Annotated in this window: 15 protein-coding genes and 1 pseudogene; 13 read left to right on the top strand and 3 right to left on the bottom strand. The window is 54.4% G+C overall.

Features of this window, described 5'->3' with window-relative positions:
- Positions 1-67: 67 nt before the first annotated feature.
- Positions 68-2269 (bottom strand): annotated as a pseudogene (locus B9Y55_RS02145) (tetratricopeptide repeat protein); the annotation flags it as partial.
- 87 nt (positions 2270-2356) lie between these two features.
- Positions 2357-2635 carry a hypothetical protein gene (locus tag B9Y55_RS02140; protein WP_085543709.1) on the bottom strand — a complete coding sequence of 93 codons (279 nt, stop codon included), beginning with the start codon at positions 2633-2635 and terminating at the stop codon, positions 2357-2359.
- Positions 2636-2895: 260 nt separating this feature from the next.
- Between B9Y55_RS02140 and B9Y55_RS02135 the strand changes: the two genes are divergently transcribed.
- The 7 genes from B9Y55_RS02135 to B9Y55_RS02105 all read left to right on the top strand — a co-directional run bounded on the left by B9Y55_RS02135 (position 2896) and on the right by B9Y55_RS02105 (position 9709).
- Positions 2896-3597, top strand: coding sequence for a TIGR00266 family protein (locus B9Y55_RS02135; protein WP_085543708.1), 702 nt, complete (start codon positions 2896-2898; stop codon positions 3595-3597).
- Positions 3598-3633: 36 nt separating this feature from the next.
- A complete protein-coding gene (locus tag B9Y55_RS02130; RefSeq protein ID WP_085543707.1) occupies positions 3634-4209 on the top strand; it encodes a TerD family protein in 576 nt (191 codons plus the stop codon).
- Between the two features lie 14 nt (positions 4210-4223).
- A complete protein-coding gene (locus tag B9Y55_RS02125; RefSeq protein WP_085543706.1) occupies positions 4224-4622 on the top strand; it encodes a tellurite resistance TerB family protein in 399 nt (132 codons plus the stop codon).
- A gap of 9 nt (positions 4623-4631) precedes the next feature.
- Positions 4632-5750, top strand: a complete 1119-nt coding sequence (locus B9Y55_RS02120; RefSeq protein ID WP_085543705.1) for a TerD family protein — start codon at positions 4632-4634, stop codon at positions 5748-5750.
- A 91-nt stretch (positions 5751-5841) separates the two neighbouring features.
- The gene (locus tag B9Y55_RS02115) at positions 5842-8655 is read left to right on the top strand and encodes a calcium-translocating P-type ATPase, PMCA-type (RefSeq protein WP_085543704.1); all 2814 of its coding nucleotides are present in this window, start codon (positions 5842-5844) and stop codon (positions 8653-8655) included.
- 31 nt (positions 8656-8686) lie between these two features.
- Positions 8687-9121 carry a tellurite resistance TerB family protein gene (locus B9Y55_RS02110; protein WP_200806603.1) on the top strand — a complete coding sequence of 145 codons (435 nt, stop codon included), beginning with the start codon at positions 8687-8689 and terminating at the stop codon, positions 9119-9121.
- 3 nt (positions 9122-9124) lie between these two features.
- Complete coding sequence (locus B9Y55_RS02105) at positions 9125-9709, top strand: HAD family hydrolase (protein ID WP_085543702.1); 585 nt, start codon at positions 9125-9127, stop codon at positions 9707-9709.
- A gap of 105 nt (positions 9710-9814) precedes the next feature.
- On the opposite strand, the gene B9Y55_RS13160 is transcribed toward B9Y55_RS02105, so the two are convergent.
- Positions 9815-9976, bottom strand: coding sequence for a hypothetical protein (locus B9Y55_RS13160; protein WP_159448196.1), 162 nt, complete (start codon positions 9974-9976; stop codon positions 9815-9817).
- A gap of 598 nt (positions 9977-10574) precedes the next feature.
- Here B9Y55_RS13160 and B9Y55_RS02100 point away from each other — a divergent pair.
- The 6 genes from B9Y55_RS02100 (at position 10575) to B9Y55_RS02075 (ending at position 19453) form a co-directional block, all read left to right on the top strand.
- A complete protein-coding gene (locus tag B9Y55_RS02100; RefSeq protein WP_085543701.1) occupies positions 10575-11126 on the top strand; it encodes an HdeD family acid-resistance protein in 552 nt (183 codons plus the stop codon).
- Between the two features lie 3 nt (positions 11127-11129).
- Positions 11130-12047 (top strand): DHH family phosphoesterase, encoded by a 918-nt coding sequence (locus B9Y55_RS02095; protein ID WP_085543700.1) that lies wholly within the window; start codon positions 11130-11132, stop codon positions 12045-12047.
- A 183-nt stretch (positions 12048-12230) separates the two neighbouring features.
- Positions 12231-14882 (top strand): S8 family peptidase, encoded by a 2652-nt coding sequence (locus tag B9Y55_RS02090; RefSeq protein ID WP_234986093.1) that lies wholly within the window; start codon positions 12231-12233, stop codon positions 14880-14882.
- 250 nt (positions 14883-15132) lie between these two features.
- Positions 15133-16281 carry an ATP-binding protein gene (locus B9Y55_RS02085; protein ID WP_143340774.1) on the top strand — a complete coding sequence of 383 codons (1149 nt, stop codon included), beginning with the start codon at positions 15133-15135 and terminating at the stop codon, positions 16279-16281.
- Between the two features lie 265 nt (positions 16282-16546).
- Complete coding sequence (locus B9Y55_RS02080) at positions 16547-17677, top strand: response regulator (RefSeq protein WP_085543697.1); 1131 nt, start codon at positions 16547-16549, stop codon at positions 17675-17677.
- Positions 17678-17716: 39 nt separating this feature from the next.
- Positions 17717-19453 carry a methyl-accepting chemotaxis protein gene (locus B9Y55_RS02075; protein ID WP_143340773.1) on the top strand — a complete coding sequence of 579 codons (1737 nt, stop codon included), beginning with the start codon at positions 17717-17719 and terminating at the stop codon, positions 19451-19453.
- Positions 19454-19506 lie beyond the last annotated feature (53 nt).

The following is a 19506-nucleotide window of genomic DNA, read 5'->3' as shown; positions in this document are numbered from 1 at the left end:
GCTTTTCTTGATCTTCTTCCTCTGTCATCTGCTTCAGTATTTTATGGGCCTTTTCGTTTCCGTTGCGGGCCGCTTGGTCAAGCCACTTAGAGGCTTTCGCCTCATTGGGCTCTAGAGTAGTTCCTCCGTAGTGGTATAGAACCCCCAGGTTATACTGGGCTGGGGTGTACGACTGTTTTGCCGCCATAGAGAACCACTTTAACGCCTGTTCGTCGCACTTTGGCACCCACTGGCCTTCCAGGTAGGCCAGTCCTAGATCGCATTGGGCCGGTGCGTAACCGGCGGCGGCGGCCATCTTTAGCCACTTAAGCACCGCCTGGTCGTCCTCTTTTTCCTCTTTGAGACAGAGAGCCAGGTTGTACTGGGCCTGGACGTGTCCTTGCTCCGCCGCTTTGGAAAACCACCGGATGGCGGCAGGGCGGCTTAGGATAACCCCTTCTCCCTTTAGATACAGACCTCCAAGGGCGAACTGGGCCGACGGAGATCCCTGAGATGCGGAAGCCCTGATCCATTTGGCCGCCTCGGAGGGATCGGGGGTCAGGAGCCTGCCGTCTCTGTAGGCTATGCCGAGCCTCAGCTGCGCCTTTCTGTCCCCCATAGTAGCTCCTCTGTGTAGGAGGTTTAAGGCAGGTATCTCTCTGACAGGGCCTCCGTCGTCTCCAGCGTAAAGGCATCCGAGGGAGTAAATACTGTCCAGGTTGCCCAATCTGGCGGACCTTTCGTAGAGGCCTATAGCCTTCTCCCTGTCCCTAGGTATCCCTATGCCTTCATCGTACATGAGTCCTAAGTTAAATAATGCCTGATGGTCCTCCTGGGCCGCCGCTCGAGAGAGCCACGAGACCGCCGAGTTCGGCAATTTTAAGACTCCGTTGCCCTGGAAATACTGAACTCCCAGGTTACATTGGGCGTCCGAGTGGCCCTGAAGGGCCGCTTTTCTGAACCACATAGCCGCCCGGGCCATATCCCTCTCTACTCCCTCGCCTCTGGCGTAAAGGAGCCCTAAGTTGTACTGGGCTGGTTCGTATCCCGCAAGGCCGGCTTTCTCAAAGTTGCTGATCGCTTCCTCTACGTCCCTCGTGGTGCCCATCCCCTGTAGGTACATAACCCCTAGAGAGGAAAGGGCCTCTGGAGATCCGGTTTCGGAGGCTTCCCTTATAAGATCGAAGGCTTTGGCTGGGTCTCTTGGTAGACCATCCCCATCTCTGTACATGACGCCCAAAGTGTACTGGGCCTCCGGTAGCCCCTGATCGGATGCGGCGGTTATCCATCTCAGCGATTCCTCGTCGTCCTGTGGAAGTGGTTCGCCGTCTCTTAGCATAATTCCCAGAGAATACTGGGCTTCGGCGACTCCCTTATCCGCCGCCCTTTTGTACCACAGTGCCGCTAAAGATCGGTCTCTATCGACCCCTAGGCCCTCCTCGTACATGACCGCCAGGGCGTACTGAGCCGGTCCGTGTCCCTGTCTAGCGGCCAAAGAGTACCAGGAGACCGCTTCTTTAAGGGAGCCGTCCTTCTGTCGGCACATCTGTCCCATCACGTATCTGGCCTGTGGGTTACCTCGTTCTGCGGCACGGCGGATCCAGTCCGCTCCCTCTTCCTCCCTCTCCTGACGTATTAGGAAAAGTCCGTAGGATAGCTGGGCGTCGTCGTACCCTTCTTTAGAGGCGAGGTTTAGCCAGTATTCCGCCTCCTGTGCTGTGGACGTTGCCTCTTCCTCCAGGAGGAGCCCTAGATCCAGCTGGGCGTATATATGGCCCTTCTCAGCCGCCTTGTGGAGCAGTTCTCTGCCCTTTGTGCGGTCCTCCTCTACCAGATCTCCATGGAGAAAGACCCTTCCTAGGTTGTAGAGCGCCGAAGGGTTCTCTTTTTCCGCCGCTTTTTTCAGCCAATCAACCCCTTTTAACGCTTTTTCAGGGTTCTCCTCCTGTGACTTGAGGAGCATCAGCCCTAAGGTTAGCTGGGCGGCCTCGTGGTCCTTTTTTGCCGCTTTGGTTATCCACCCTACGGCCTGATCTACGTCCACTGGGCCGCCTTCTCCGTCTCGGCACATCAGACCTAGGTTGTACTGGGCCCCTGTATCTCCCTGTTCCGCAGCGGCCTTGTACCATCTCCTGGCCTCGCCTTTATCCATAGATACCCCTTTGCCCTGGTCGTACAGATACCCCAACGTACTCTGGGCTAAGGCGGTCCCTTTTTTTGCCTCCGGGAGCAGCAGGGCCGCGGCCTCGTCAAATTTTTTCTCGTTGTAGGCGGTGACGGCCTTTCTCATGTCTCCAGAGGCCTGTCCTGCTACAAAAAAAGCCATAAAAACTATCAAATATATGGATTTTTTCAGCTTATAGTTCATGAGAGAACCTCATTCCATAGAGATCAGATACTGGAGAAACTCTCTGATCTCCTTTCCGCTCGTCCAGGGGACGTTGAAGTTTTTCAGATCCCCTAAAGAGCCGTTCTTTCTCCTGAGGACGATACAGCTGAAGTCGCTGTTGTTGAAGGAGATGTCCAGTTTATAGTGGGTCGTGAAGTCCTGATCTACGACTAAGATTTTGCCGTCAGGGGTGGTGCAGGGACGGTATCCCTTGTCTTTGAAGATAGTCTCTATCTGGGCGTTGATTACGTCGGCGATATTTTCCATTTAGACTTCGATCCTTTCTGAATAGCTATCCCCACTATGGTTCCTAAGCCTCTATCGTAAGAGCGCAAAGGATCACCGTAAGAGGACTAAAGTCCGTTTTCCCTTTGGCTAAGTATACCAGAACGAGAGGTTCTCTACCTGAGTTGAATAGCACAACCTTCTTATAGCATATTTGCCCTTGCTTAGGCCGGAGTGTTTGTGTCATACTAATCCAGGACGGTGAAGAATCCGATAATCCTTTAGAGTGTAGAGGTGATGATATGGAGCACCATTCAGGTTTATCCTACGAGATACTCCATAGAGGAGGGGCTTTCCCAATGCTCCTTATGGATCTCAAAGCAGGTCAGACCATAAAGGCCCAGTCCGACGCCATGGTCTACATGGATACCACTATGGACGTCAAAGGTAGCCTCAGCGGAGGTATGTTGGGGGCGCTCGGAAGGATGCTATCGGGAGAATCGTTCTTTTTCCAGATGGTTACGGCGGCGAGAGGGGACGGCAAGGTATGTTTTGCCCCTGAGTGCCCTGGAGACATAGCGGATCTGGAGATGGACGGAACTCCCTATCTGGTTCAAAAGGGCGGCTTCCTAGCGTCCACCGAGGGCGTCGATATAAGCACCACCTGCCAGAACCTCAGCAAAGGTCTCTTCAGCGGAGAGGGGTTTTTCGTTCTGAAGGCTCAGGGGACTGGGGTCCTCTTCCTGGAGTCCTTCGGAGCGATACACCTTGTCTCCCTGGAGCAGGGACAGGAGATAATTATAGACAACAAACATCTTGTGGCCTGGCCGGAGCACATGGACTACCGGATCGAAAAAGCGTCCTCATCGGGCTGGATCTCCTCCTTTACCTCCGGTGAAGGGCTGGTCTGCCGGTTCAGAGGGCCGGGCAATATCCTTATCCAGACACGGAACCCTCAGGTGTTCGGACAGTGGGTGGGGCCTCTCCTTCCCGCTAAAAGGTAGCGAGCTGTAAAAAAATAACTGGAGGTGCATTTTAATATGGCAATATCCCTAAGCAAAGGCGGCAACGTATCCCTCTCGAAAGAGGCCCCTGGCCTCAAAGAAATTACCGTAGGACTTGGCTGGGACGCCAGGGCCACCGACGGTGCCGATTTCGACCTCGACGCATCCTGTTTTATGCTCAAAGAGGGAGATAAAGTCAGAGTAGACAGTGATTTTATCTTCTACAACAACCTGAAGTCAAGCTGTGGCTCGGTGGAGCACACCGGCGATAATCTCACCGGCGAGGGGGAGGGAGACGACGAGTCGCTGATCGTAAAGCTGGATCTCGTCCCCGGAGACGTCCAGAAACTCGCCTTCACCGTAACCATCCACGAGGCGGAGACTAGAAAGCAGAACTTCGGCATGGTCAGGAACGCCTTTATCCGCATAGTCAACAAGACTAACAACGTCGAGATAGCTAGATTTGACCTCTCCGAGGACGCCAGCACCGATACCGCCATGACCTTTGGCGAGGTCTATCGTCACGGAGCGGAGTGGAAGTTCAGAGCAGTCGGTCAGGGTTACGCTGGCGGACTCGCCCCTCTCGCCAGAAACTACGGCGTGAACGTTTAAAGGAGGTAACGAATATGTCAAAAGTCGATCTGAAGGCCTTCGCCGATGAGATATTGGCGGATGGAGTAATTGACGAGCAGGAAGTGGCTCGTATAAAGGAAGTCATCTTCGAGGACGGAGTTATCGATAAAGAGGAGGCTGAGTTCCTGTTCTCCCTCAACGACGCAGTATCCGGTAAGGCCAACTGCCCTCAGTGGAAGGATCTCATGGTGGAGGCCATAGTCAGTTACCTCCTGGACGACGAGAAAAGCCCGGGCTCCGTCGACGACGACGAGGGCAAGTGGCTTGTCGCCATGATCGAAGGGGACGGAAAACTGGACGACGTAGAGAAGGCCGTGCTTCTCGCCCTGTCGGAGAAGGCCAGTTCCATAAGCCCTGAGCTCAAGTCGAAACTGGATAGCCTGGTCCAGTAGGATCGGCCTATGCTGGTAAAAGGACAGAGGCAGGTACTGGAGGGAGACACGGTTCGTGTCTCCCTCTTGGGCGTTAAGGCCGATATGGTCTGTTTCCTGCTGGACGAAAACTCCAAAGCCTCGGGACCGGATAAAGTCGCCCTATCCTGGAACAACCCTTTCCCCGGTTTTTTAGACCTTAAGGGAGAGGGGGCGGTATCCCTGTCCCTTTCGTCGGTTCCTCCTTCTGTGGACAGGATCGCCCTGGCCTATCGGTCCCCCCAAATTTCCTCAGCCTGTTCTATGAAGGTGGACTGCGGTTCTTTCTCCGATACCTGCGATCTAGGGGCCGATCTGGAGGGGGCTAAAGACGGAGTTTTGCTGGAGATATACCGAAAATCGGGCAAGTGGCGTTTCTCCGTGGAGGCCCAGGGATTCCCTAAGGGCTTTGGATCTCTCGCTGGATTTTACGGATTGCCGGACCTGGCTTTTCCCGAACCTCCTGTCGCTCCAACTCCCTCTGCGTCGTCGGTCTCACTCAGCAAGATAACCCTGGAGAAAAGGGGAGAGAAAAAGCTCCTCTCTCTGGAGAAAAAAGAGGGCCAGAGGATAAGGATAAACCTAAACTGGGACAGCAAGGGCACCGACCAACAGCCTAAGAAGGGATTCTTCTCCTCCCTTCTCGGCGGAGGTAGCGGGGAGGTCGACCTGGACCTTGGCTGTATGTTCGAGATGAAAGACGGCCATAAAGGGGTCATACAGCCCCTTGGGGGATATTTAGGGTCCGAATCGGACTCTCCCTTTATCCTCCTCGATAAAGACGACAGAAGCGGTTCCTCCAGCGACGGGGAGAACATGACCATATTTCGGCCGGAGGTGCTAAAGAGGGTCCTGATCTTCGCCTTTATCTACGAGGGAACAGCCCGGTTCTCCGAGGTCAACGGCAGGCTCACCATAAACACCGGCTCTGAGGAGATAACCATAAAACTGGATAACCCCGAGTCGGGAAAGAAGTTCTGTGCCGTAGGGCTCTTCGAGAACCAGGGGAGTGGTCTGGAGCTCAGCAAGCAGGAGCTCTACTTCGATAACCATAAACCTTGTGACGAACACTACCGCTTCGGCTTCAGCTGGAAGGCCGGTAGAAAATAAGTAGTAAGGTCAGGGTGTTTCAAAGGGGGCTGGAGATTCCTTCTCAGTCCGGTGGATTTTATATCAAGCCTAATCGAGCGGAAAGGAACGGATGTTTTTTATGTCCTATAAAGGACTCACGAACGAAGAAGTAAAACAAAGTCGTATTGAACACGGCTCTAACGTGCTGACACTGGCGGAAAGAGATCCCTGGTGGAGGCTTTTTCTGGAGAAATTTGAGGATCCTGTCATAAGGATACTCTTGGTCGCTGTTGTTATCTCCTTCATAACCGGATCGATGCACGGAGAGTATCTGGACAGCCTGGGAATCGCCATGGCGGTCCTTCTCGCTACTGGACTGGCCTTCGTCAACGAGTTTAAGGCAGGTAAAGAATTCGACCTGCTTCTGACGTCCCAGGACGAGACCCCTGTGAAGGTGTTCAGAAACGACGTCATAACCTCGGTTCCCAAGAAGGATATAGTCGTAGGGGACGTGGTCATCCTGGAGACCGGAGAGGAAATACCCGCCGACGGCCACGTCCTTGAGGGGCTCGGCCTGAGGGTCGACGAATCAAAGCTGACCGGAGAGTCGGTGCCGGTCAAAAAGGACGTCCCTGGACCTTCCTCCGACGGAGGCAAGGCCTACCCCATTGACTTCCTTCTCAGAGGTTGTGCCGTACGGGAAGGGGACGGAGTGATGAAGGTCTCCGCCGTAGGGGACGGAACGGAGATAGGTAAAACGGCTAAAGCTGCCACCGAGGACACAGGAGAGGACACCCCTCTCAACAAACAGCTTGAGAGGTTATCCAAGCTCATAGGGGTCGTAGGGTTCGGCGTTGCAGCTGGACTGTTCACCGCCCTTGTGTGGAGAGGGAGTTCAGTAGGGGAACTGGTCCTCGATCAGGGACAGTGGAAGCTCTTCTGGGTCGGTATGGTGGCCCTTCTGGTGGTCCTGTCAAAGGTATGGGTCCCTATATTCTACGATGGACTTGAGCTTGCGGGAATCGAGAAAGAGGTCCCTGCCTTTATAGGTTCCTCAGGGGCTAAAAGCTGGATCGTAACGGTAGGGATAGGGGCGGGAATACTTCTCCTAGGTGCCCTGGCCCTGGCCCTCACCGGCTCTATCGCTAAATCGCCCTCCCTCTGGATGCCCTCGGAGGTTCTGAGGTCGCTGGTCGAGTACTTTATGATCGCCGTAACCGTTATCGTGGTGGCGGTCCCTGAGGGGCTCGCCATGAGCGTAACACTCTCTCTGGCCTACTCTATGAGGGCCATGATGAAGGACAATAACCTCGTCCGGAGGATGCACGCCTGCGAGACCATCGGGGCCGCCAGCGTTATCTGCTCCGATAAAACCGGCACCCTCACGAAAAACGAGATGAAAGTGGTGGAGACCTCCTTCGACTTGGACCAAGCTATGGCCTTATCCATAGCCATGAACTCCAGTGCCACCATAGGTGAGGACTCGTCTGGGAAGTCCACCTGTCTGGGCAACCCCACCGAATGCGCCCTCCTTATGGCCATAGAGGAGCAGGGCTTCGATAGCCAGGCCATAAGGGACCAGAATAGCATACAGGCTCGCCTCCCTTTCTCCACCGAGCGAAAGCTAATGGCTACAGTAGTGGACGATGTCCTCCACGTCAAAGGGGCGCCGGAGATAGTCCTGGCCCTCTGCGATCAGGACCCATCGGCCATACTAGACGAGATAACCGTCCTTCAGGCCAGAGGGATGAGGGCCTTAGGCTTCGCAACCAGGCCGCTACACCTCGGAGAGTCGCCGGAGGAGGCAATCGAGGATCTTAAAGGCATGACCTGGGTCGGATTCGCCGCCATCATGGATCCCGTCAGGGACGAGGTTCCCGATGCGGTTAAGAGAGCTCTCTCTGCTGGCATAGACGTCAAAATAGTCACTGGCGACGTCAAGGCCACCGCCGTAGAGATAGGCAGGCAGTGTGGTCTGGTCCTGGAGGACGACGATCCAGAGGTCGTCTCTATGGACGGAGCCACCTTCTCCGAGCTCTCCGAGGAGGAGGCAAGAGAGGCGGTCAAAAGGGTCAAGATAATCTGGCGCGCCCGTCCTATGGATAAGAGAAAGTTGGTCAAGACCCTCCAGGATAACGGCCAGGTGGTGGCGGTCACCGGAGACGGAACCAACGACGCCCCCGCGCTCAACTTCGCCGACGTAGGACTGGCCATGGGGATGAGCGGAACCGACGTGGCTAAAGAGGCGGCGGATATAGTCCTCCTTGACGACTCCTTTGCCTCCATCGTCAGAGCGGTCAAATGGGGTAGAAGCCTCTACTCCAATATCCAGAGGTTTATACTGTTCCAGCTGACAATAAACCTGGCGGCCCTCACGGTGGTTTTTTTAGGACCTTTTATAGGGATAGCTCTGCCCTTTACTGTCATTCAGATGCTCTGGATAAACCTCATCATGGATACTTTGGCGGCGCTAGCTCTGGCCTCCGAGCCACCTCACAGCGATGTTATGGCCGCTGGCCCCAGAGATCCGGAGGCGTTTATACTCTCCCCCGCCATGATCAAGAATATATCCTGGACCGGAGGGACCTTCGCCTTGATAATGGTGACATGGCTTATCTTCATGGAGCGAGGTGGAGTAACCGATAGGGAGCTGACGGTGCTTTTCTCCTCCTTCGTCATCCTCCATTTCTGGAATATGTTCAACGCCAGGGTCTTCGGCAGAACGGTCAGCGCCTTTTCGGGGGTAACGGAGAACAGGGCGTTCTTGATAATAGCTTTTGGTATAGCGGTCTGTCAGGTTTTAGCCGTCCAGTATGGAGGGGCTTTCTTCAGGACCGTCCCCTTAGGGGTTATGGACTGGATATTGATATTTATCGGGACCAGCCCGGTCCTTATAATAGGCGAGCTTTTGAGGCGATCCTCACGTAAGAAAGCAACTAACTAGAGAGAAGAAGGGATGATAGGTTATGGGGTTTTTGAATATTTTCAAGGATAAGTTCAGCGATCTTTCCACCAAAATAAAGCAGTACAAAAGCAAGGAGATGCTTGAGGCTGTAGTGGCTGGCTGTGCCTTGGTGGCCTACGCCGACGGCGTGGTGGATCAGTCGGAAAAGGCCAAGATGATGGGCTTTATACAGAACAGCCCGGAGCTCTCTGTCTTCAGCATGTCCGACGTGGTTAAGTCTTTCGATAACTTTATGACCGGGTTTGGTTTTGATCTCACCATAGGCAAGGCCCAGGCCCTTAACGCCATGGGCAAGCTCAAGAGCAAGCCCGAGGAGGCCAGAATCGCCGTGGCGGTGGCTATTTCCGTCGGAGGGGCCGACGGAAACTTCGACGACTCGGAAAAAGCGGTCGTGAGGGAGATCTGTGCGGTCGTAGGTATCGCGCCGGAGGAGTTCGGACTTTAGTCTATGGGAATAGCTCTTTTCGACTTCGACGGAACCCTTATCGAAGGTGATTCGTGCTTTTTGTTTCACAGAAAGGTCTTCGGCCTGCCAAAGGTTTTATCGGCGGCCCTAAAGGCTTCGATCCTTCACGGCCTCTCTCAAGACCGTCGGCATAGGATGAAGCAGGCTTTCCTGTCCGATCTATGGGCTGGAGTCTCCAGGGATGAGCTTAGAACACATTGTGAGGACTTTGTGTCCGATCTGGATCGGGCCATGAGGCCCGGTGCCCAGGACAGGCTGTCTTGGCACTTAGGCAGAGGGGACCAGGTCGCACTGGTCTCCGCATCGGTGTCCGACTGGCTGGAGCCGTGGTGTCGGTCTCACGGTGTGGAGTCCCTTATAGCCACCGAGCTTGAGGACATAGGGGGGGTTCTGACCGGCAGGATAAAAGGTCGAAACTGTCGAGGCCCGGAGAAGGTTCGTAGGATCAAAAGGGCCTTCCCAAGCCTTCCTGAGCCGGTTTTCGTCTACGGCGACTCGGAAGGAGATCGTGAGATGTTCACCTTGGCGGAAAGGTCAAGGCGGTTTTACAGGCCCTTTCGGAGATGAGATAAAAGGCCCGAGATACTCCCTGGAGGGGACATCTCGGGCCTTTCTTTATGTAGCCCCCGGTCTGCCTACCGGAGGCCCCGCGAGTGGGTGAGGAAGGTTCTGTCAGCGTACGCCCTCGAAAGGGCCTCTGTAACGAACCGAGTTTACCTCGAAGTTCGCCGCGAACCGTCGCTCCTGTGGTGTGGGGTCGCAGAGGGTATAGCCTACAAATGGGCCTCTGAATTCCTCTGCCTGGTAAAAATGGGAATTGTTGTCTCTAGTCATCTCAAACACTCCTTCTCTCCTGATTTTTTTGGGGATAAAAAAAGAGCGGGATCCTATGTAAAAGGATCCCGCTCCCGTAAAAAGCCGTCACGACAAAGTGAGGGCACCGGGAGAAGACCCGCAGCCCATAATTAGGACGACTATGGCGTTGAAGCTGTTACCGTCTATTTTGTAGGTCATGGCAGGCTCCTCCTTCCTCGTTGTCTGAAAAATTTCGGTTATTTTACCCCGCTAAAGAGAGGGTGTCAAGAGGCAATTCTTTTATGGGCACCTCTAAAAACTCTAATCCTCGGAGAGATCGTCCCGACGTAGCCCATTTGAGCCCGTATACTCGACATGCCGTCGTGTAGTCGAATGGGGCGACAGGACGTCGCCCCAAGCCGAGGGGGCACAGGACGTGCCCTCCGAGGCGGTTCGTACGGAACAGGCAGGTCGAGTATACGATTGGGCGAAACAGGGCGCAGGCGGGACGATCTCTCCGAGGGGACTTGAAAGTGAGTTTTTAGAGGTTCCCCTATATCACACCTCTTACCCGATCGTTCGTCGTGATATACTCTCCTTACAGCGGTCTAACCATAGAAGATGAGGAGGGCAAATCATGTTTATCTTCGGTGACTTTGACAGAGGAGGGCTTCGCTCTCGCAGGGGCTGGATCATCGGCCTAGGTGTATCTCTCGCCCTTCTCGGGGGAATGGCGGTGTCTATGCCTCTTATGGCCTCAATCGCCATAGAGACGCTTATTGGATGGTTGATGGTTGCGGCGGGATCGGCGATGGCTTTTAGTGGCTACAGAGAGAGACGTCAGGGGAGAGGCGGTTTGGGGGATATCTTAGGGGCGTTTCTGGCCCTCATGACCGGGATCATCCTTCTGGCCAAGCCCTTGAGCGGCGTTATCACCTTGACGATGATTCTTAGCGTCTATTTTTTTGTAGAGGGGCTGTTTAAAGTCGTTCTAGCCCTAAAACTCAAGGGCCTTAAAGGTTGGCTGTGGCTACTTGCCAGCGGCCTTCTCGCTCTCGCCCTGGCCATGCTCATATGGCAAGATCTTTTTGCCGCCGCCTGGGGTGTCGGTATGTTGGTGGGCTTCAACCTGCTCTGTACCGGATCGACCTTAGTTGCCTTAGGAATAAGTCTCGGACGGGAGGAATAATTAATGCGTCTTTTAACCAGAAGCGATTTCGACGGTCTAATGTGTGCCGTCCTTTTAAAGGAAATGGGGGTAATGGACGAGAGAAAGTTCGTCCACCCTAAGGATATCCAGGACGGCTTGGTCCAGGCCGACTCCAACGACGTCCTGGCCAACGTTCCTTATCTGCCGGGATGTGGCCTGTGGTTCGACCACCACGCCTCGGAGGTGGAGAGGGAGGAGATGTTCCGCCACCATTGGGACGGTGCCTGCGATCCCTGTGCTAAAAGCTGTGCCAGGGTCATATACAACTACTATGGAGGTGACGATGGTCCTCTGTCCAGGTTATCCTACCTTGTCGAAGTGGCGGATAAGGCAGATTCCGCCGACTTCTCCAGAGAGGAGATTCTTGACCCTCAGGGCTGGGTTATGCTGTCTTTTGTCATGGACCCTAGGACTGGTCTCGGGCGGTACAGGGACTACACTATATCCAACTATCAGCTCATGGACGACCTGGTGGAATACCTGAGAGAACACGATATAGACGATATTCTGGCCCTAGAGGACGTCCAGGAGAGGGTCCGCCGTTACAGAGAACAGATACCGCTCTTCATGGACATGTTAAAGGAAAACAGCTATAGCCAAGGGGACGGAGTTATCACCGACCTTATAGGCAAGGAAGAGACCTTTGTCGGTAACCGTCACGTCATCTACGCTCTATATCCCGATCAAAATATCTCCGTTCGGGTTTTCGACGGGAAGAAGATGGAGTTCTGCGTTTTCTCCGTGGGGCACTCCATACTGAACCGTACCTCCGAGGTGGACGTGGGCAAGCTCATGCTCCGTTTCGGCGGTGGCGGTCACTTCAGGGTCGGAACCTGTCAGGTCCCCTACGAGGACAGGCACGAAGTGCTCGAGGAGATCCTAAAAGAGATAAACAGGTAATCGATCATGAAGCATCGAGGTTTTTTGATCTTTCTCTCTGTGTTTTGTCTGTATTTTGTGTCTTTCACCTTTTCCTGTGATGCCCAGGTTTTTAGATTGGGGGAACCTTGGCTTCATGGCGAGGTGTTGATAAAGGTTAAGAGCGGATCTGAGCCGTCAGGCGGCTTTTTTGAAGACCCTGACTTGAGACTATCTTTCCTTATGGAAGGAGAAGAAGGGGATTGGTACCTTCTGAGGGCCGATCTCTCAACGGAGATCCTTGTCGAAAAAGTGCGATCTAACAGCTCGGTTTTAGCGGCCGAGCCCAATTACAGGGTCAGGTCCCTTGCCGTTACTCCTAGCGATCCTCTGTTCCTAGATCAGTGGGCTCTGAGGGATAGCGGTCTTTCCGGAGGGGATATAGGGGGGCAACACAGCTGGTACACCGCCACCGAAGGTGGAGGGGTCGTGGCGGTTCTCGACAGCGGAGTCGATTATAACCACGTCGATTTAAAGTCCAATATGTGGATCAACCCCTATCCCTCCTCCGGCGATCTCCACGGCTACGATTTCGTCAACGACGACGGTGATCCTATGGACGATAACTTCCACGGGACCCACTGCGCTGGGATAATCGGTGCAGTAGGAGACAACCGGCTTGGGGTCTCCGGGGTCTTCTGGAAGGGATCTATCATGGCTGTAAAGTGCCTTGACAGCGGAGGTTACGGGGACGTGGCAACGGTGGTCAAGGGCCTTAACTATATCTTGGAGATGAAGAGGAAGGACGTTCCGGTGGTGGTGGTCAACGGGGCTTTCCAGTTTGGAGGCTACTCTCAGGCCGCCTACGAGGCCATAGAGGCCCTTTCTGTGGAGTCTGTGCTGTTTGTGGCCTCAGCGGGGAACTCCTCTAACGACAACGATTTAGAGCCGGTCTATCCCTCGGGCTACGATCTGCCTAACGTCATATCGGTGGCCAATATGGACAGGGATGGCAACCTCAACGATGAATCCTCCTACGGGCTTAGGTCGGTTCTCCTGGCGGCTCCAGGCACCGATATCCTCAGCACCTTTCCAGGGATTCCTTTCGATCCGAGGTCTGGGGATCGTTCGTTGTTTTTTGACGAAATGGAGCTAGGGGGCAGTAGATGGATAGCGTCGGGTGACTGGGAATTAGGCCGTCATGGTTTAGACCCCTGGGGAAACAGTCCTCTGTACCGTAGCCCCAAAAATAGTTGGAAGCTGACGTTTAAACCAGGCGGAGGGAAGGGCTATCTTACCCTGAAAGAACCTCTCGACCTCTCCGCGGTATCCTCGGACCTTGAGATTTACGCCGGGGCCTACGTAAGGGGATGGTACAGTGGTTTTTGGGGATACGACGATGAATGGGTATCCCTCCAGTGTAGGACTGAACCGAACGGTGAGTGGCTAGATATAGCCCGAATAGGCAAAGGTGGTCTCGATCATCTGGATTTTGGCAGAATAGTGGCTCGTATACCGAGAAAGATGAGGACACAGGCCAGTTTCCGGATAGTGGTCAGTTGGAGTTCTGGAACCGATCCGTCGGGGTCGTTTTTCTATCTTGACGACTTTGGGGTGGGATTTCCCAGTCCGACGGAGCGGTACGAGTCCAAGACAGGAACGTCTATGGCGGCGTCCTACGTATCAGGGGCGGTATCTTTTTTGAGAGGCCTTTTCCCCGATGAGTCCATGGACACCATAAGGTGGAGGATTCTGAGAGGGGCCGCTCCCCTTGAAAGCCTTAAGGGCAAGGTCGCCACAGGAGGGCATCTCAACCTTAAAAGGTCTATAGAGACCCTTCCTCCTGAGTTTATAGGGTCTTTTCCTATGGACGAAGGTCGTATAGGGATCTCGGGGACTTTGGACTGGAACTTCAAATACAGCGAGACCTCCGACGTGATCTATCGGCTCTTTCTGGGGGCTGACGAATCTGGAGAGATGGTTAAAGTCTACGAAGGCAACGATCATAGATGGCCCATTCCTAACGATATTCCCCCAGGCCTGTTTCGCTGGCAGGTAGTGGCCGCGGATCAGATATGGGGTACTGGTCTCGAGATCTCCGTCTCCAGCGACGTAAAGACCTTTACGGTGGCTAAGGGTCTTGAGGAGATAGGGGCTCCTGTGTCCAGAGATTTTCTGCGTAAGGTTGGACTGGAAGGACGGCTCTACGTCGGTGCCCCTATGAGTCTCGATATATCGGTTCCCGATACCCTGTCTGTAGGACCAGGAGATCTTGGTGCTACGGTTCCTAAAAAAGGATCAATACACCCGGACGTGCTCTCCGGTCTTTTAGGGGTAAAGCCCAAGGATATACTGGATCAAATGTCCTTCTCGGTCTCCCGGTTGGTAGGATACGGAAACAAGGTGTTTTTCGACGTAACCCTGTCGGTGTACGAATCGGAGCTTAAAAAACTCGACCTTCCGGGCTACGGTGAAGGAAGTCTAAACGTGCTGGGTAGATTGGGACTGTTTGTCATCTTAGGCGACCATAGATGGGAGCTTCCTTCCCTGGTTGGGGATAGAGCAGGGGACTTTTTCTTGGTCTCTAAGAAAGATAAAGACGGTTCAACCGTATATGACATATGCTGGACCGTCTGTCTGGTCGACGGAAAAAGCCCTTACGTCGGTATTCTGGCCGATGGCTCTGGTCGAGGGGTATTCCTGATACAGGATGGAGAGGAAGACGGGATTTTCGGCCTTTCAACGGTTCTCTCAAGGGAGAAAGGCGAGCTTGTCGCCCTGTCTCCCGGATCCGGTGGTTGCCTAGTATCCCCTTTCAACCTCGGTTATCTTGTCCTGCTCCTCGGACTCCCTCTACTTTTGAGGAAAAGGAAATAAAACAGCTGGCCCTCTTAAGAGGGCCAGCTGTTTTATTTCCTTTTCGATCCGATATTACGTATCAAAAAACGGATCCACGGCATACAAACCTTTCCTAACGCAACTCGTTAGACCTTTAGTCTATAATCACGTTGGAAATATCAGGGAGGTGCTGAATATTTTCTCAGATAATCAAGTATCTCATCGTCAGGTCCTGAGCTTGGCGGTAGAAGGGTTATATAACCTGACGGGCCTTCCTCTAGGGGTCATTATGGCAATAGACCTCGTACCAAGGCTCACCCAGGACAGGGTGGTCGTAGCGGGCGTTCCCTCTATCTGTCTAAAGTGGCACCTCGATGACCCCGTCAGAGGAGAGTTATGTCGGACCGGAGCCAGAGAGCTTTTCACCTTGGACTGGGAAAAAGGGATTTTCTTCAGTCGCTGTCCTATGGGATTCGACACCTTTTCCTGTCCCGTCCTGGTGAAAAACAGGCCCGAGGCTATAGTTTTTGGCCACGTTTTTTTTATGGATAAAAGGCCCGCCGATGACCATATTCTATCCCTCATCTCCAGGTACGAAATAGACCCTTATGAGTATCTTTCCGAGCTCAAGGAGGTCAGGGTCTTCTCAAGGCAGTGGATAGAGAAAAATCTTCCCTGGATATCCAAGGTGGTGCAGGCGGTTATAGCCTCTGGAGAGAGGGTAACTGGTCCAGATCAAAGGGTAACCATCAGCGATCCTTCTTTTAGCTTTATAAGGAAGCTCTCCCACGAGATAAGGACCCCTCTAGCGGCGATTCAGATCCACGCCAAGAGGCACATCAGAAAGTTAGAGGATCGAAAGCCTCTGGATACCCCTTCTCTCAGGAGGTCTTTAGGGGACATCAGCGACGGGGCCACCCAGATAGAGAGGCTTATAGAGCAGTTGCCCGAGGTCGGCGGAGGGGCACAAAGGTCCTTCCGTCCTCTTTTCATAGGTGCGGTGTGCCGTGAGGCATGGAGGATGGTCCAGGTATCGAGAGGCTTGGGCTCGTCGGAGGTCTCCTTCTCATGTGACGTTCCGCCGAACGCCACCGTTCTCGGTGACGGGTACGACCTATTTAGGCTGTTCGTGAACCTGTATGTGAACAGCTGGAACTCGATAGACCGGTCGGGTAATCCGGGGAGTATCCGAGTTACCTCTCAGGTGGAGGACTATCAGGTCGTGGTATCCGTAGAGGACGACGGTGAGGGGTTTCCCCCAGGGGAGGGGGCACCTGAGGAGAGGATCAAAAATCGTCCCCTTTCCGGTTCTGGGCTAGGTCTTGCGGTGGTTCAGGCCATCGTCTCGGACCATAGAGGCAAGCTGGAGCTTAGGGATCGAGCTCCTGTAGGGGCCACGGTTACGCTCCATTTCCCGAAGATAAAAGGGCATCTCTAAAAAACTCCGCTCCTCGGAAAGATCGTTCCGACGTAGCCCATTTGAGCCCGTATACTCGACCTGCCGTTGTGTAGAACGAATGGGGCGACAGGACGTCGCGCCAAGCCGAGGGGGCACAGGACGTGCCCTCCGAGGCGGTTCGTACGGAACAGGCAGGTCGAGTATACGATTGGGCGAAACAGGGCGTAGACGGGACGGTCTCTCCGAGGGGACTCAAAGGTGAGTTTTTAGAGGTGCCTAAAAGCCATTGAGGAGGAATAAAACCATGTCTCAGATAGCTATAGTAGAGGACGACGCTGGGCTCAGAAGGGGGCTGGCGGACTGTCTGGAGGACCTCGGTCACGAGGTTCGATGTTTTTCCTGCGTTGAAGAGCTACGACCGGCGATAGGTCGCTGGGTGCCCGATCTGCTGGTGCTGGACCTGAACCTCCCAGGGGAGGGAGGTCTTCCCTATCTTAGGGCCATCAGGGAGAAAGGTTCTCTCGTCGATCTTCCTGTGCTGGTCATGAGCGGCAGGACCTACGCCAGAGACAGAATAGAGGGCCTCGAGGCCGGAGCGGACGACTATATGTCCAAGCCTTTCGATCCCGACGAGTTCTGCGCCAGGGTGGAGACTTTGATCCGCCGGGGAGGATCTAAAAACCCGGTCTCCATAGAGGGCAAAGGGCTGTTGCAGACCCAGGACATGATGGTCAACATAGGGGACAGATCGGTATGGAACGGCCTGAGGTGGTCTAACCTCACCGCCATGGAGTTTCGGCTTCTCTCCACCTTTCTTCGCTATCCTGGCAAAGTCCTTTCGGTGGAGGACCTTTTGAGGATGGTATGGGAGTTTCCTCCCGGTACGGGCAACCCCTCCCTCGTCCGGTGGGCGGTAAACCAGCTCAGGTCGAAGGTCGAGGTGGAGCCTAGCAGGCCCAAGAGGATCGTCACCAGGCCCAGAAAGGGCTACTTTTTCGCCGGTAAGGGGGTGTCTACCTCCGGCGACGGAGCGATATCCTCCTTTGTGGAGCCGCCGGAGTTGGCGTCCTCGTTGTTGGCCGCCGCCCCTGCGGGAATACTGGCAGTTGACTCCCACGGGAGGTGTGTCCTCTGGAACTGCGAGGTCACAAAGTTTCTGGGCTACACCAAGGAGGAGGTTCTGGGGAGCTCTCTGCATAAAAAAGTTCACCCCGAGTTCACTCAAAAGGTTCAAAAAAGCCTGTCCGACCTATTCTCCGGCAATTTATGTCCTCCTGGGCCGGTTAGGGTAGGTTTTCTCCACAAGGTAGGCCATAAAGTCGATGTGAATATGTTTATGTACCCCTTTCGGCTAGGGGACTCGACCTACGCCGCTGCGGTGCTTCATCCCTCGGAGACCCCCTTCTTCAACGGGATCCCCCATAAAGACCTTTAGCTTCTGTTTAAGAGAGGAACGGTGATTTTTGTGAGGTTTATGAGAAACATTTCGACGGTGCTTAAGATCTCTATCCTTGCCGTGGTGTTCGCCCTGGCCCTGGCTCTGGTTACTTTTATAGGCTGGAGGAACCTTAGGGCCACCTCTGTCGCTCTCGAGACCAGCTATCGGGATATGACCTTGCCGATTCTTTGGCTGAATGACACCAGGGCCCAGACCAGGGCGATAGAGGCGGATCTCTACGCCCTTATGATCACCGAGGATCCCGCAAAAAACCGACAGCTTCTTGAGGATATAGAGAGAAGACGGCTTATAAACGACCGGAACCTGGAGAACTACGGTAAAACCAATCTGGACGATTTCGAGAAACGTAAGTTCGCCTCCGTCATGGAGAACCTGGAGATGGCCAGAAAAGGGCTGGCCTCGACCTTGAAGCTGGCCATGGCAAACGAAAACGCCAAAGCCTTTGATGATTTTAATAAAAACGGTGACCCCTATCTGATCGCCTTTGACGGGGATATCGGAGAGATCGCCGAATACTTAGGAGAGAAGGCGGGTAGGATCGACCGAGAGGCCCGGGGCTCCGCCGCCGGTGCGGTCAAGTTTATGGTCTCCTTCGCCCTCGGGGCCTTTGTTCTTTCCTGTCTTATGGCGATCTTCATCGCTAAGGCCATCACCGGGCCTATGGGACGGATGATCGACTCGGTGGGGCTTTTCTCCCAGGGAGACCTGACGGTCCGGTTCGATGCGACAGGAAAGGACGAACTCTCAAAGATGGCTCAGGCTCTGAACCTCATGGCCGAGAAACTCAGAGCCTCTATGACCCTCATAGCCAAGTCCTCAAAAACCCTGGACATCCAGTCGGAGAAACTGGCGTCCTCCATGAAGCGGTCAACCTCCGCTATAGCTGCCTCCAGCGATAGGTCCGACGCCCTAGGGGATAGAATGCAGTCCATAGCGGCAGCAGGGCAGGAGATAAACGCCTCGGTGGAGGAGGTAGCGGCAGGGGCCCAGGCGACCGCCCGTAAGAGCTCCGAGATGGCCGAGGAGGTCGAAGGGGCTACCGCGGCAGGCAACGAGGGAGTGGAGGCTGTCAGAGTGGTAGTCTCTATGGTGGCTCGCTCGTCGAAAGAGGCGGAGGACTCCGCCGCCGCCGTAAAGGCCTTAGGAGACAGGATAAACCAGGTCCAGGGCTTCGTCTCACAGATCGGTGGAATAGCGGACCAGACAAACCTGCTTGCCTTAAACGCCGCCATAGAGGCCGCCAGGGCAGGAGAGCACGGTAGGGGATTTGCGGTAGTAGCTGAAGAGGTCAGAAAGCTGGCGGAGGAATCGGCGGGAGCGGCGGGCAACATAGCTGAAATGGCCACAACCATAGCCGCCGATCTGGAGAGCGTCTTCAGATCGGTCAACGACAACGCAAAAAGCTCCGTCGAATCTAGGTCCATGGCCCAGGACACCGAGGCTAAAATAGAGCAGATGATAAAGAGGCTCGACCTGATCGCCCAGGCGACCCAGGACCTGGCGGCGGTGTCCCAGGAACAGGCCGCCTCCAGCGAGGAAATAGCCTCGGCGGTCCAGGACGTATCCACCAGGGTATCCGAGGGTGCCGAGGACACCGAGGCCCTCGGCGAAAGGCTCGACGAGGTCACAGAGGTCGCCAAGGAACTGCTATCCGACTCCCAGGCCCTGAGCCATCTAGGGGAGGAATTGAGAAAGATGGTCGCAACCTTCAAGCTGGAGGATAAGTCGTCCATGCCCGTCAGGGTTTCCTAGTCGAGCTTTTATAGGTTCCCACTCAGCAAGATAAACATGTGACACAACCGTTA

The sequence above is a fragment of the Dethiosulfovibrio salsuginis genome (assembly GCF_900177735.1).
GTDB lineage: Bacteria > Synergistota > Synergistia > Synergistales > Dethiosulfovibrionaceae > Dethiosulfovibrio > Dethiosulfovibrio salsuginis.
This window is presented reverse-complemented; position numbering and strand designations above follow the sequence as displayed.